This window comes from Synergistaceae bacterium (genome assembly GCA_017540085.1).
Lineage (GTDB): Bacteria > Synergistota > Synergistia > Synergistales > Aminobacteriaceae > JAFUXM01.
This window is the reverse complement of record JAFYBQ010000021.1, coordinates 97247-108828: the sequence shown is the minus strand read 5'-3', so window position 1 is coordinate 108828 and position 11582 is coordinate 97247. Positions and strand designations below refer to the sequence as shown.

The 11582-nt window shown below is 49.5% G+C and carries 13 protein-coding genes, 1 other RNA gene and 1 pseudogene; 3 read left to right on the top strand and 12 right to left on the bottom strand.

Going from position 1 to position 11582, the window contains the following annotated elements:
* The 8 genes from IKQ95_04270 to IKQ95_04235 all read right to left on the bottom strand — a co-directional run.
* Window positions 1-746: hypothetical protein (locus tag IKQ95_04270; GenBank protein ID MBR4195909.1), on the bottom strand; the 746-nt coding region annotated here is incomplete at its 3' end.
* Window positions 747-750: 4 nt separating this feature from the next.
* Window positions 751-1902, bottom strand: coding sequence for a pyridoxal phosphate-dependent aminotransferase (locus tag IKQ95_04265; protein MBR4195908.1), 1152 nt, complete (start codon window positions 1900-1902; stop codon window positions 751-753).
* A 125-nt stretch (window positions 1903-2027) separates the two neighbouring features.
* The gene (locus IKQ95_04260) at window positions 2028-3941 is read right to left on the bottom strand and encodes a sel1 repeat family protein (GenBank protein ID MBR4195907.1); all 1914 of its coding nucleotides are present in this window, start codon (window positions 3939-3941) and stop codon (window positions 2028-2030) included.
* On the bottom strand, window positions 3941-4333 hold the full coding sequence (locus IKQ95_04255; protein MBR4195906.1) for a hypothetical protein: 393 nt from the start codon (window positions 4331-4333) through the stop codon (window positions 3941-3943). The genes IKQ95_04260 and IKQ95_04255 overlap by 1 nt, the downstream gene beginning before the upstream one ends.
* A gap of 11 nt (window positions 4334-4344) precedes the next feature.
* On the bottom strand, window positions 4345-4743 hold the full coding sequence (locus IKQ95_04250) for a hypothetical protein (protein MBR4195905.1): 399 nt from the start codon (window positions 4741-4743) through the stop codon (window positions 4345-4347).
* A 66-nt stretch (window positions 4744-4809) separates the two neighbouring features.
* Complete coding sequence (locus IKQ95_04245) at window positions 4810-5664, bottom strand: MBL fold metallo-hydrolase (GenBank protein ID MBR4195904.1); 855 nt, start codon at window positions 5662-5664, stop codon at window positions 4810-4812.
* Window positions 5665-5749: 85 nt separating this feature from the next.
* The gene (gene gltA / locus IKQ95_04240) at window positions 5750-7126 is read right to left on the bottom strand and encodes an NADPH-dependent glutamate synthase (GenBank protein MBR4195903.1); all 1377 of its coding nucleotides are present in this window, start codon (window positions 7124-7126) and stop codon (window positions 5750-5752) included.
* 117 nt (window positions 7127-7243) lie between these two features.
* The gene (locus tag IKQ95_04235; GenBank protein MBR4195902.1) at window positions 7244-8119 is read right to left on the bottom strand and encodes a sulfide/dihydroorotate dehydrogenase-like FAD/NAD-binding protein; all 876 of its coding nucleotides are present in this window, start codon (window positions 8117-8119) and stop codon (window positions 7244-7246) included.
* Between the two features lie 406 nt (window positions 8120-8525).
* Here IKQ95_04235 and IKQ95_04230 point away from each other — a divergent pair, with 406 nt between their 5' ends.
* Genes IKQ95_04230 through IKQ95_04220 form a run of 3 tightly spaced genes read left to right on the top strand, consistent with a single transcriptional unit; the run spans window position 8526 to window position 9625 of the window.
* Window positions 8526-8726: a hypothetical protein gene (locus IKQ95_04230; GenBank protein ID MBR4195901.1), complete on the top strand. Its 201-nt coding sequence runs from the start codon at window positions 8526-8528 to the stop codon at window positions 8724-8726.
* Window positions 8727-8737: 11 nt separating this feature from the next.
* Window positions 8738-8971 (top strand): hypothetical protein, encoded by a 234-nt coding sequence (locus IKQ95_04225; protein ID MBR4195900.1) that lies wholly within the window; start codon window positions 8738-8740, stop codon window positions 8969-8971.
* Window positions 8972-9625, top strand: a complete 654-nt coding sequence (locus IKQ95_04220; GenBank protein MBR4195899.1) for a hypothetical protein — start codon at window positions 8972-8974, stop codon at window positions 9623-9625.
* 62 nt (window positions 9626-9687) lie between these two features.
* Here IKQ95_04220 and IKQ95_04215 read toward each other — a convergent pair.
* The 4 genes and pseudogenes from IKQ95_04215 to smpB all read right to left on the bottom strand — a co-directional run bounded on the left by IKQ95_04215 (window position 9688) and on the right by smpB (window position 11548).
* A pseudogene (locus tag IKQ95_04215) lies at window positions 9688-9909 on the bottom strand (cation:dicarboxylase symporter family transporter).
* A 41-nt stretch (window positions 9910-9950) separates the two neighbouring features.
* Window positions 9951-10361 carry a transposase gene (locus IKQ95_04210; GenBank protein ID MBR4195898.1) on the bottom strand — a complete coding sequence of 137 codons (411 nt, stop codon included), beginning with the start codon at window positions 10359-10361 and terminating at the stop codon, window positions 9951-9953.
* A gap of 333 nt (window positions 10362-10694) precedes the next feature.
* Window positions 10695-11052: a transfer-messenger RNA gene (gene ssrA, locus IKQ95_04205) on the bottom strand.
* Between the two features lie 7 nt (window positions 11053-11059).
* A complete protein-coding gene (smpB, locus tag IKQ95_04200; protein MBR4195897.1) occupies window positions 11060-11548 on the bottom strand; it encodes an SsrA-binding protein SmpB in 489 nt (162 codons plus the stop codon).
* Window positions 11549-11582: the final 34 nt, after the last annotated feature.

Here is an 11582-nt window from a genome sequence, read left to right as displayed (position 1 = left end):
GTGTCGGTGTCAGTGTCGCCCGATGTCTTGTCGCCGCTCGTTGTGCCGGGCGTTTTATCCCCGCTTGTTGTACTGGGAGTCTTGTCCCCGCTTGTTGTGGTGCTCTGTGCTGAGACTGTTACGGTTCCGAGAGTTGTACGGCCGATTTCCTGAGTCAGCTTTGACTCATACGGCACGAACGCGACCGCTATAACGTTGCTTCCTGTTGACATTGCTGACGTGCTGAATGAAATTGTCGCTGACGATGACGACCCCGCCGAGATTGTTACGCCGTTTGCTGACGGAATGAACTCCGCACCCGCAGTGCCGGGTGATGTCGCCGAGGCCGCAAGCGTGTTGTTGACGTAGACGCGCCAGATGTCAACCTCGAAGCCGAGCGATAATGCAACGGGGCTTAATGTCTCGCCCTGCGTAACCTGAGTCACCGCTGTTTTCGAGAGTGATTTTGCTGACGTTCCTGTGCTGTAGTTCACTGCGCTGTCCGGGAGAGTCTCATCGGAATTGAGGCCGCCTTCCGCTATTATCTCGTTCACGTAAGCCTGAACCGTTGAGTCCCTTCCCGTGCCTGTGTCCGTGTCAGTGTTGCCGGACTGGTCGCCGCTTGTTGTTGTGTTGCCGTTATTGTTTCCGGTGTTGTTGTTGATTGCGACAGTCCCGCCGCCTGAGCCTCCGCAGCTTGAACCCATTGCGAAAAACGCAAGCACCATAATTGACGCGATGCAAAGCCAAAATCTTGCTGCCTTCATACTGCTATAACCTCCTGCAAAATTCTTCCATTCTGTTCATTGATTCCATAAGAGTCTCCGTAGACTGGGTGCAGGCGATTCTCACATAGCCTTCTCCAGTCTGCCCGAATGCGCTTCCCGGCAATACAGCAACTTTTGCTTCATTGAGCAATTGCCACGTAAACTCCTCGCTCGTTAATGAAGTCTGTGATATGTCGGGGAACAAGTAGAACGAGCCTTCAGCCCTGTGGCACTTCACCCCTTTCATCGCGTTCAATCTTGCCTCAACCGCTCTCATCCTTTCGCCGAAAATTTCAGCCCTTGCTTTTACTTTCTCGTCCTGCGTGTTAAGGGCATAGGCGGCGGCTTTCTGTGAGAGGGTATTTACGCCGTAAGTCTGGAATGATGACAATACGCACATAGTGTTGATTACGTTCTGCGGGGCGAAAAGGTAGCCGATTCTCCATCCCGTCATGCAGTGGCTTTTAGAGAGTCCCGCGGCCAGTAGTGTGCGCTCCTTCATGCCGGGGATTGTCGCAAAGCAAACATGCTCCCCGCTGAATATCATTGACTCGTATATCTCATCGCTGAGGACGAACAAATCACGCTCAAGCACAAATTCTGCTATCTCCTCAAGCTGTTTCCTTGTCGCGACTCTGCCTGAAGGATTCCCAGGGTAATTCAGGATTATTCCGCGAGTCTTGGGTGTTGCCGCCGCTCGTAATTCCTCGATTGTCGGGGCAAAATTATTCTCCTCTCGCGTTCTGACTGCTACCGGGACTCCGCCGTTCCATCGAATCTGAGACTCATACGGCGTAAAGTACGGCTCAATCAGCATGACTTCATCGCCAGGATTCAGCAATGCCCCGAACGCAAGCCACGGAATATGAAGCCCGCCCACCGAAATATATACGTTATCCGGGGAAGACTTGAGTCCGTGATGCCGTTCCCAGTAAGCGCAGGCCGCCTCGCGTGTCTCAAGATAGCCCTGAAGCGGGGGGTAATGTGTGAAACCTTCCTTTGCGGCTTTTGCTCCCGCGTCGACAATATCAGGCTCAGTAACAAAATCCGGCTCGCCTATGCTGAGATTCAACACTCCCTGCATTTTCTCTATGGCCTGAAAGACTCGAATCATGCCGGACGGCTTAGAGTCTTTGAATTTCCTTGCAAGCTCCATAAATTTACACTTCCTTAAATTTGGGTTGGAATGATTAAATATTATCACATAATGGAAATTGTTACGCGCAGGCACAAAAAAATGCCCCCGGAATTTTTCCGAGGGCTTCCCGTTTCCATCGCAAACTAGAACGGCCACCACCACGAATTTTTGCCCGCAAGCCGCTTCAGTGCCTTCTTCGCTCCCGAATGACCCATCTCCGCCGCTTTCGTGTAATGCTCCTTGGCTGTGTCAAGATTCCTGCTTACGCCCTGCGCGTGTTCGTGCATACGTCCTATCATGTATTCGGATGATGAGTTTCCCATTTCCGCCGACTGCCTGAACATTTCGAGGGCTTCCGTGTACTGCTTTGCGTTGTAGAGCCTCATTGCCTCCGCGTGAATCTCATCGGGGGACGGCTGTTTGGGCTTTTCGGGCTGGCTCGTGTAATCTTGGGACGTTAGCATGATACTTACGCACATGTTCTGCGAGTAAATATCACCGCCGAATCCCGCGATACGGTAATATTTCAGTGCCATGAAAGAATCCCGGCTCACTCCGAGTCCGTAATTGTACATGTCAGCAAGAAACGCCGAGGCCGGGACATTCCCCCCGTCAGCATAATCGCGGATGAGATTCAGAGCGCGGGAATAGCACGAGACATCCCCGGAAATTTCCGCAAGCCTCAGAATCTCAGCGAACCGCGCACCCCTCTTTGATTCTTCACTTGGCAGGGGGGACAGGAGACTCGCACACGCTTCAGCCTGAGTGATTAGCCGCAATGCATGACGCGAAAGAGGGCTATTATTTTCCCGCAATGACTCGTAATATTCTCCCCTGTCATCAAAATAATCCGCCAGAATCAAAGCCGCTTCCCTGTCAGAGTCATTCATGCCCTCCGTGAGGCGTGAAAGTTTCACCGCCCGCAATGTGTCTTCAGGCAGAAGGGGGAAATCAACATCAGCCCGCATTTGTTCAAGCATGGCCGAGCTTAATTCATACTCATAGCCGAAATCTACATTAATCTCCGCGCACTTTATTGCCTTGTCCTTTTCACCGAGCGAATAATACAGGGCAGAGGCAAAAAGATTATTCGTCCAATCCTCGCGCAATGTGTTTTCACGCATGATTTCAGCAAGCTCAAGAATATTTTTCCGCGACTCGTCATCGTTCACTCCGTCATTCAGCAGGATATTTATACTGTGCTTTACGGCCTCAAGTTTGTACGGGTCTTTGCGTAACACTGGCCGCCAAACTTCATTGAAGCGGTCAAAACATTTCTCCGCCTCGTAATTATCACCGTCATCAAGTGCCGCCCTTGCCCGGTAAAACCAGTAAGGCGGATACACCCGGAAATCTCCCTCAATGGCCTTCAGCATTCGGAGTCTTCTTGACGGGGTATCAGGCTCATCAACAGCCCTGAAGAAATCATCTAATGCCCGCTGAACTAGCCTGTAATCGTCCGGCAGATGATATTTGTTGAGCAGCCTCCACGATGAGGAAAGCAGCTGCTTCTGTAGCTCGTTGAAGTCTGTCATGTCCTCAGCTTTGAGCCGGAACAATTCTGCGCTGAGATTGACAGCCTGATTCACTCTGTCTGATTTGTCCCTGAAGTAACCTGCGGTGCAGGCAGAGAGAAGCCGCCCAAGTCCCACGAAAAATTTTCCGGCGTTCTCATCACCTGCTAGGACTCCCCGCCCGATTTCGGACATTTCCGTGAGTGCGTGCTTGATTCTGTTGCTGCTCTGAGCGTCATAACGCTTGCGGATTTCGGCAGCCTCGTCCTGTCGGAGTCTCTTGCTGTGCGAAACGTCTAAAAGTTTGCGGTAAAGGTCTGTGATTTCGGGGTCTGAGCGTATATTGCCTATGCTGAGATTGTTGATGATGTTCTGATATTCTGCGTCAAGAATGATTCTGTCCTGCGCGGATAATATCCTGTGGACTGATACGACCGCCATATTCAGGGCTAACATTGTGTGCTGAGGGTCATATGTTTCCTCAGCGTGTGAGACGGAAATGAACGCGACAGAAATCACTGCTGACAGAAAAATTTTCCTCATCAGTTCTGCGCCTTCCACGTCCGCAATAACTCCCCGGCGGTAAAATCAGGGTCAAGATTATTTTCCTTCAGCAATTGCTTGACCGTCGCCGCGTTGAATGGCTCGCCACATTTCACGGAGTCAAAAGCTACTGCCTCCATCAGCCCGGCAAATTCTTTATGTTCCTTCAGCCATGTGAGAATGTGCTTCTTCTTTGCGCGTTTCTCTGCGTCTTTGCTCCTGTCGCGTGTCTTGTAGGAATAAGCCGCGTATGCTTTCTGAATGCTCTTGTAGCCGTAACCTTGCGCATCGTCTAAAATTTCGCCGGAGTCTTTGTCGACAACAACATAACGCTTGTCGTATTCGCCTGAGAGTTTTGCGGACTCAATGACTGCTATATTTCCTGATGGCATTTTGTTTCCTCCTAAAATTTTCCCTGCGAAATTAATTCCTCGTAGTCGATACGGCCAGGACTAATCTTTATACTGTCATCTATGCAGCGTCCTTCCGTGAGAAGTTTATTTGAGTACTCATAAAGCATTTCCGTTACGGTATGAATGGCCTTTGCGTTACACGGAATCTGTGAGACATGCATTATGATTTGTGCGCCGCTGTTTGTTTTGTTCTGCCTGATACCAATCCACCACAGACAAATAAAAATTCTGCGGTTCTCCTTGCGCCTTCTGCTGTATACTCCGCTAATTTCTAGGTCAAATCCATTCTTGAAATTGCGGTACAAGCACGGCTCACCGTCGATATTCTTAATCTCGTAAGGCTCTCCGAGTTCATTTTGCATTTCAATTACACTTTTGGGATATTTCATGATTTTTCCTCCCTTCTGTAACGAAAGCGGAGAAGCAATATCTCAATCACTCCTCCGCAGATTTCCTCAGAATTTCAGCGTCTCACCTTCACGCGGAACATATACACGGTCTCCGAGGCTGTGAGCTTTCGTGAACTCTCTTACTTCCCCGCTGCTTGTCATCGTGTGATTCACAGCGTCCATGTGAACGGCGATAATTTTTGCTTCCGGCATTGTCTTATACATGCGGAGAATGTCATCTTTGCCCATGATGAGACTCCCTTCAATGCCGTTTACCATAGCATAGCCCGTATTCATCACTATAATTTCGGGCTTGTAGGTATCAAGCGCGACTTCAACAAACGGATGCCATGTAGTATCGCCGACAACGTAAAGAGTTTTCGCCCCGTCAGACTGAAACACGAATCCCATAGCGTCCCCGGCAAATTCAGCCATCGCAGGAACAGAATAAAGCTCGTCCGGCCCGTGCTGGCCTAATGTGCGAGATATTCGCACGTTCCTGAAGGGTGTATTTTTCCCGACGACCATGACATTTGTGAATCCCTGCTCGCGGATTATCCTTGCGTCCCCGGCATTCTGTACGAAAAACGGAATATCTTTCGGGAGAATCTTTTGCGCGGATTCGTCCCAGTGGTCTAAATGTGTATGAGTGAGAATTACCGCGTCAATCCCCTTTACGACCTCTGAGGCAGGCTCGGCCATGTCGATTAACGGTATGCGCTTGTCGGAATTTGGAGTCCCCTCGAAACCCGGATACGCTCCTTTGTCCGCAAGAAACGGATCAACAAGAAAGACACTCCCGGCGTATTCGATTCGTGCTGTTGCGTTGCGTACGTGCGTGTAGCTTATACCGTCAGCAAAAGAAATCCCCGCAATGAACAATGACAAAAACAATGCCGCCAAAATTTTTGTGACTCTCATGATTTTTTCTCCTTCTGTAACAAAAAACGGAGAAGCAATTTTCTCAATCACTCCTCCGCAAAATTTCACGCTGTTATGTTTCTTGTTACTTTCCGGCTAAGTATTCGTTCATGCTTGCGGCGGCTCTTCTTCCCTCGCCCATCGCAAGAATTACCGTAGCGGCTCCGAGTACTATATCACCGCCCGCCCAAACACGCGGGATGCTCGTTTTCTGGTTCTCGTCAACGATGATGTTGCCCCATTTAGTTGTGTTGAGTCCTTCTGTCGTCTGAGCCATTAACGGGTTCGAGTCATTGCCCAGCGCGATAACGGCCGCATCAATGTCAAGCACGTGTTCAGTTCCGGGGACTGGTACGGGCTTTCTTCTGCCGGACTCGTCAGGCTCGCCAAGCTCATACGTAAGCAACTCAACGCCTACAAGCCTTCCCTTGTCATCGCCGATAAACTTTGTCGGGTTCTCTAGGAAGTGGAAATCTACGCCCTCTTCAAATGCGTGCGCTACTTCCTCGATCCTTGCGGGCATTTCTGCGCGTGTCCTTCTGTAGACGCAGTAGACCTTCTCAGCTCCGAGACGTAATGCCGTCCTCGCGCCGTCCATCGCGACGTTGCCGCCGCCGAATACAGCGACTTTCTTAGCGTCATACATGGGCGTGTCTGCGTGTTCGCGGTCATATGCCTTCATGAGGTTGGAGCGTGTGAGATATTCATTCGCGCTGAAGACTCCGATGAGGTTCTCGCCCTCGATGTGCATGAACTTGGGAAGCCCCGCGCCTGTACCGATAAATGCCGCGTCAAATCCCTGCTCCGTCAAAAGCTGGTCAAGTGTCGCAGTCCGTCCAACAAGGAAACTTGTCTTGAACTCAACGCCCATTCTCTTGAGGTTCTCGACTTCTTTCGCGACAAGTGCTTTCGGAAGCCTGAACTCAGGAATGCCGTATACCATGACTCCGCCGGTCTTCTGGAACGCCTCGAAAACCGTAACGCTGTGGCCTTCCCTGCGAATGTCAGCCGCAACAGTGAGTCCTGCAGGGCCTGAGCCGATAACGGCGACTTTCTTCCCGGTCTCAGGTTTCGGAGTCGGGACGGTAATTTTGTCGTTGGCTCTCTCCCAGTCTGCTACGTAGCGTTCAAGACGGCCGATAGCTACGGCTTTCTCCGGGGACTTCAGCATTTTGCCGATTGTGCAGTGGCTCTGGCACTGTTTCTCCTGAGGGCAGACTCTTCCGCAGATGGCCGGAAGAAGGTTTGTTGTCTTGATTGTGTCGATTGCTCCCTTGAAGTCTCCCTGCTGAATGTGCTTGATGAACTCAGGAATCGGAACTCCTACGGGGCAGCCTTTCTTGCACGGGGCTGTAGGGCACTGTATGCACCTTTCCGCCTCGACTCTTGCCTGCGTCTCTGTGTAGCCTAACGCGACTTCCGACATGTTGTGAGCGCGTACTTCCGGCTCCTGCGAGGGCATTTCCTGCTGAGGGATCGCGAATCTGTCCTTGTTCGTTAATGTTTTTCCCTCAAGACCCGCCCAGATTTTCGCGGCTTCTTCCTGTAACATTTCTGTTGTCTTGTGTTCGCTCATCGTCTAAGCACCCGCCTTTTTCCCGGCATCAAGGCCGATTCTGCATTTGTGATCTGCTTCCTTCTCTTTGTCCTTGAAGGCTGTCATTCTCTGCATCATGTTGTCAAAGTCGACTTCATAGCCGTTAAATTCGGGGCCGTCAACGCAGACAAACTTTGTTTTACCGCCGACACTGACGCGGCAGCATCCGCACATCCCGGTGCCGTCAATCATTATTGTGTTGAGTGATGTTGTTATAGGTACGTTAAACGGACGGGCGGCGGCAACGCAGAACTTCATCATTATGGCCGGGCCGATTGAAACTATTTCGCTGACTTTCTCCTTCTCGCAAATTTCCGTGAGCGGTGCTGTTACGACTGCTTTGCGTCCATATGAGCCGTCATCAGTTACTACGATTAATTCATCGCTGGCCTTCCTCATTTCGTCCTCAAAGAAAAGTAAATCCTTTGTCCTTGCGCCGATGATTGTTACAACCTTGTTGCCGATTCTGTGATTGGCCTCGACAATCGGGTGAAGAGGAGCGATACCGATTCCGCCGCCTACGCAGAGGACTATACCGTCTTTTTTCTCGATGTGCGTGGGCTTTCCGAGAGGCCCGACAAGAACGGGTACATTGTCGCCAACGTTGAATGTCTCTGAGAATCTGCGAGTCGTTGCTCCGACTGTCTGGAATACGATTGCGATCCAGCCTTCCTCGGCGTTTGCGTCCGCGATGGTCAGCGGGATTCTTTCGCCGTAATCCTCATCAAGCTGGAAGATTATGAACTGCCCGGCTTTTCTGTTGCGGGCGATTTCGGGTGCTTCAACCTTGAAATAATAAACGCTCTGATCTCTTTCCTTGTCATAAGAGAGCTGGCGTTTCTCAAGAATCTTATGCAAAAATTTTTCCCCCTCATATAAAGATTATTGTTAGGAAATTGGATAATTAACTTGCAAATAATATGACAAAATCCCGTATCAGGCAAGCAAATATCAGACTCTAATTTTTGTGGCCGCGACAAATTTCCGGCGGTGCGGTAACATTTCAGCGAAAATTGAACACCATTCAAGCCTATGCTACAATTCACACAAAATCCAATCCCAATAACTGAAAGTGAGTGCGTTATGCTGAAGAAGTTTGCAATTGCAATTTTTGCGATTCTCCTTTTCTCCGGCACTGCTTGGTGCGATACGCTCATCGTAAAAAGAGGCACTGAAGTACTTATCAGAGCTGCGGAAAAAATCAAGTCCAACAAAGTATCAATAGGGCAGACAATCCGCTTTGTTGTTGAACGGGCTGTGAAGAATGAAAACGGCTATCACATTGATAGAGCGGGGGGCGTTTGCTTACGGAAAAATAACCAAAGCGACCTCGGCGGGCATTGTAGGCGCAAAAGGTTCGCTGAGTTTCTCAATTGATTCTGTTGAGGCGTTCAACGGGCAGGTGATTCCGCTTACGGGACATCAGGACAATGAAGGCTCAGCAGCACCGGAGTTGTCGCTGTAACTGCGTTAGTTATGCCGCTGGCACTTCTTTTCAGAGGCTCGAACGCTGTAATTGACCCGCGCACTATTTATCCCGTGTATGTTGCCGAGACTACGATGCTTGAAGGCGATTTCCTAGGAATCCCGAAGGACTCTCCTATGTCAGTGTCATCACAGAATCGAAAAGCGCAGGAGATGGAACAGACCACGAATGACCCTCTTGAGGAATACACGCGAAAGAAAGCCGCAAGGAAGAGAGGTCGCTAAATGTTCCAGGTATCATGGAAAATTCTTGCGTTTACGGTGCTGATTATGGCTGTGTCATCCGGGGCGTTTGCCGCAAGTTTCAGGGAAGTTAATGATGTAGGGATTGAGCTTGCCGACAGTATATCGTTTCTAGGCTCGCAGATTATCGCCAACAACAAGCCCGCGCTGCAGGTAAAGCTGTCGAAGGCTGAAAGGATGTATGACGAAGACGGGGGAAGCAAAGTATCTCCGTATCTCCTGAACCGCGTATGGGCAAAGGACAAAACAGTAGTATGCGGAGTCGCAAAGAAAAACAAGAAATTTGAGGTCGAACACCTAATCACAAGCGACCCAGGAATATTTTTCACAGGCGGGCTTCATGTCGGCGACACGCTGAAAGCACTTGAGGAAATTATCGGGGCTACTATCGTTGAGGCCGCTGAAGCCGGAGAATTTGAAGGCGCGGGATGGGATGTTGACGCTACATCATCGGGCGGCACTGTAACATGGGACTCAGCTCCTGAGAACGCCGACTCAATCGTGATATATTTCGACCAGACCAGAACAATAACGCAGATAGAATTTTTCTCCAACAAGTCATATATGCCCGTCTCAGAAAACACGCAGGCATTCATCATAGACAAAGCAAGGGAGCTTAAAATATTCTCGCGCTGACAAAAAAAATACCCTCCGCATTAATTTCACGGAGGGCAAATCTTCAGTTCACCGGGAAAAATTTATTTCTTGTCGCGGAATGTTCCTTCAGTCCTCGAAACTATTACAGCCGATGCCGCATCCCCGACAATGTTCGGAATAACCCTGCCCATGTTCAATATACGGTCAATTCCCGCAAGAAGCCCGATTGCCTCCATCGGAAGATTCACAGACGACAGCACTATAGTCAGCATTACGAGGCCTGAGCCGGGGATTCCCGCTGTGCCGATTGACGCAAGAGTCGCCTTGACATACTCCCCACGCCTAAAGGCGGGGGATTCTGGTATCAACAAACCTTGCACTCCGAAGAGCGTCTTACGGGTTCTCCTCCATTGGCTGATGTCCAAGCCATCAAGATGTTTTTTGCCGCGTTCTTATCCCTGTCGTGTATAGCATGGCAGTTTGGACATTCCCATTCCCTTATCTTCAAGTCCTTCACTGCCTTGTTTTTATACCCGCATACACTGCAAAGCTGGCTTGAGGGAAAATACTTATCCACAAAAATTATTTGCGTTCCTAGCTTCATTGCTTCATACTTCAAAATTTCTACAAAGCTATAGAACCCTAAGCTATGGACTTTCCTACCCCACCGCCGTGCCATTCCCTTTATGTTCAGCGTTTCAAGACATATCACTGCGTATTCTTCACAAAGCATTCTGGCTGTCTTGAAATGGAAATCTTTACGTTGATTGTTCATCCTTCTATATGCGCGGGCTAATTCTTTTCTTGCTCGGTTGCGGTTGTGTGAGCCTTCTTTTTTGCGGGATAAGTTGCGACACTTTTTACGAATTGTTTTAAGGTTTCTCTTTCGGTTTTGTGTTCTTGACTTGCAACTCCGTTAACATTGTATGCACCTCACTTTTAGGATTGACCGTAGAAAAATTTTTAGGGTTTGTATTTCTACGGTTCTTTACACGGTGTTATTTCGGTTTCAGCGGGTTTTTGTCGGTATTCAACGGAGTAATAATAACAAAAAAACCGCCTTATGAGCGGATTTTTATCTTTTAACGGTCTTCACCGTATTATATTCTGATGGAGGCGGGGAGAATCGAACTCCCGTCCAACGTGGGCCAGTCATGACGGCTCTACAGGCTTATTCTCTGTTCGTTGTCGTCGGGTCAAGTACAGGGACAAACTTTAACCGTTCCAGAATCCTTAGGGGTCTATCACCATGCCGGGATTCTCTACATGGCGGGGAGCTGACTTTCATGACACCTCAGGTGAACCGTCAGCATTGTCCATCCCTCGGCGTAGCTGGCAACTAGGCCGCTAATGCGAAATTATCTTCGACTTTTATTTTTTTGTCCGAGAGTTTTACGGGTGATTGCAGACTTTCCCCGGCCTGCTCCTTCAGACCCTCCTTCACGCTGTCGAAACCTGTCGCCCCCGTGAAAGTTAGTCGTCGTAGTCTCGTCCTTTTCCCCTTACTGCGCGGGCTATATCTCTCTTTGCGTCCCGGTCGGCTATCATGTCGCGCTTGTCGTGTGTCGTTCGTCCTTTCGCGAGTCCTAACTCGACCTTTGCGCGTTTCCCGTCCTTTATGTATACGCTGAGAGGAACAAGAGTCAATCCCTTCTCGCGTGTCTTGCTGTTTAGGCGGGTAATTTCGTGCCTGTGAAGCAATAATTTTCTGTCGCGTTCGGGTTCGTGATTGTAGTACGTTCCCTTCTCATAGGGGGAAATATGCACACCGTACAGCCAGATTTCTCCGTTTTCGATTGAGGCATAAGAGTCTTTCAGGTTGATATTCCCGGCCCTGACACTTTTTATTTCGGTGCCTGTCAGAACTATTCCGCACTCAAAGGAGTCCAGAATGAAATAATCGTGCCTTGCCTTTCTGTTTACGGCTACTTTCTTGTCGTTAGTGTGATTTGAACTTGACATAGCCGGAAATTATACACGAATTAGAATTTTCCGC

Coding starts and splice junctions, on each gene's coding strand:
- gltA (MBR4195903.1), bottom strand. CDS start 7,126: ATGCCCTCGCAGGAGCCGGAAGTACGCGCTCACAACATGTCGGAAGTC.
- IKQ95_04245 (MBR4195904.1), bottom strand. CDS start 5,664: ATGAGAGTCACAAAAATTTTGGCGGCATTGTTTTTGTCATTGTTCATT.
- IKQ95_04220 (MBR4195899.1), top strand. CDS start 8,972: ATGTTCCAGGTATCATGGAAAATTCTTGCGTTTACGGTGCTGATTATG.
- IKQ95_04210 (MBR4195898.1), bottom strand. CDS start 10,361: ATGAACAATCAACGTAAAGATTTCCATTTCAAGACAGCCAGAATGCTT.
- IKQ95_04265 (MBR4195908.1), bottom strand. CDS start 1,902: ATGGAGCTTGCAAGGAAATTCAAAGACTCTAAGCCGTCCGGCATGATT.
- IKQ95_04250 (MBR4195905.1), bottom strand. CDS start 4,743: ATGAAATATCCCAAAAGTGTAATTGAAATGCAAAATGAACTCGGAGAG.
- smpB (MBR4195897.1), bottom strand. CDS start 11,548: ATGTCAAGTTCAAATCACACTAACGACAAGAAAGTAGCCGTAAACAGA.
- IKQ95_04230 (MBR4195901.1), top strand. CDS start 8,526: ATGAAAACGGCTATCACATTGATAGAGCGGGGGGCGTTTGCTTACGGA.
- IKQ95_04260 (MBR4195907.1), bottom strand. CDS start 3,941: ATGAGGAAAATTTTTCTGTCAGCAGTGATTTCTGTCGCGTTCATTTCC.
- IKQ95_04225 (MBR4195900.1), top strand. CDS start 8,738: ATGCCGCTGGCACTTCTTTTCAGAGGCTCGAACGCTGTAATTGACCCG.
- IKQ95_04255 (MBR4195906.1), bottom strand. CDS start 4,333: ATGCCATCAGGAAATATAGCAGTCATTGAGTCCGCAAAACTCTCAGGC.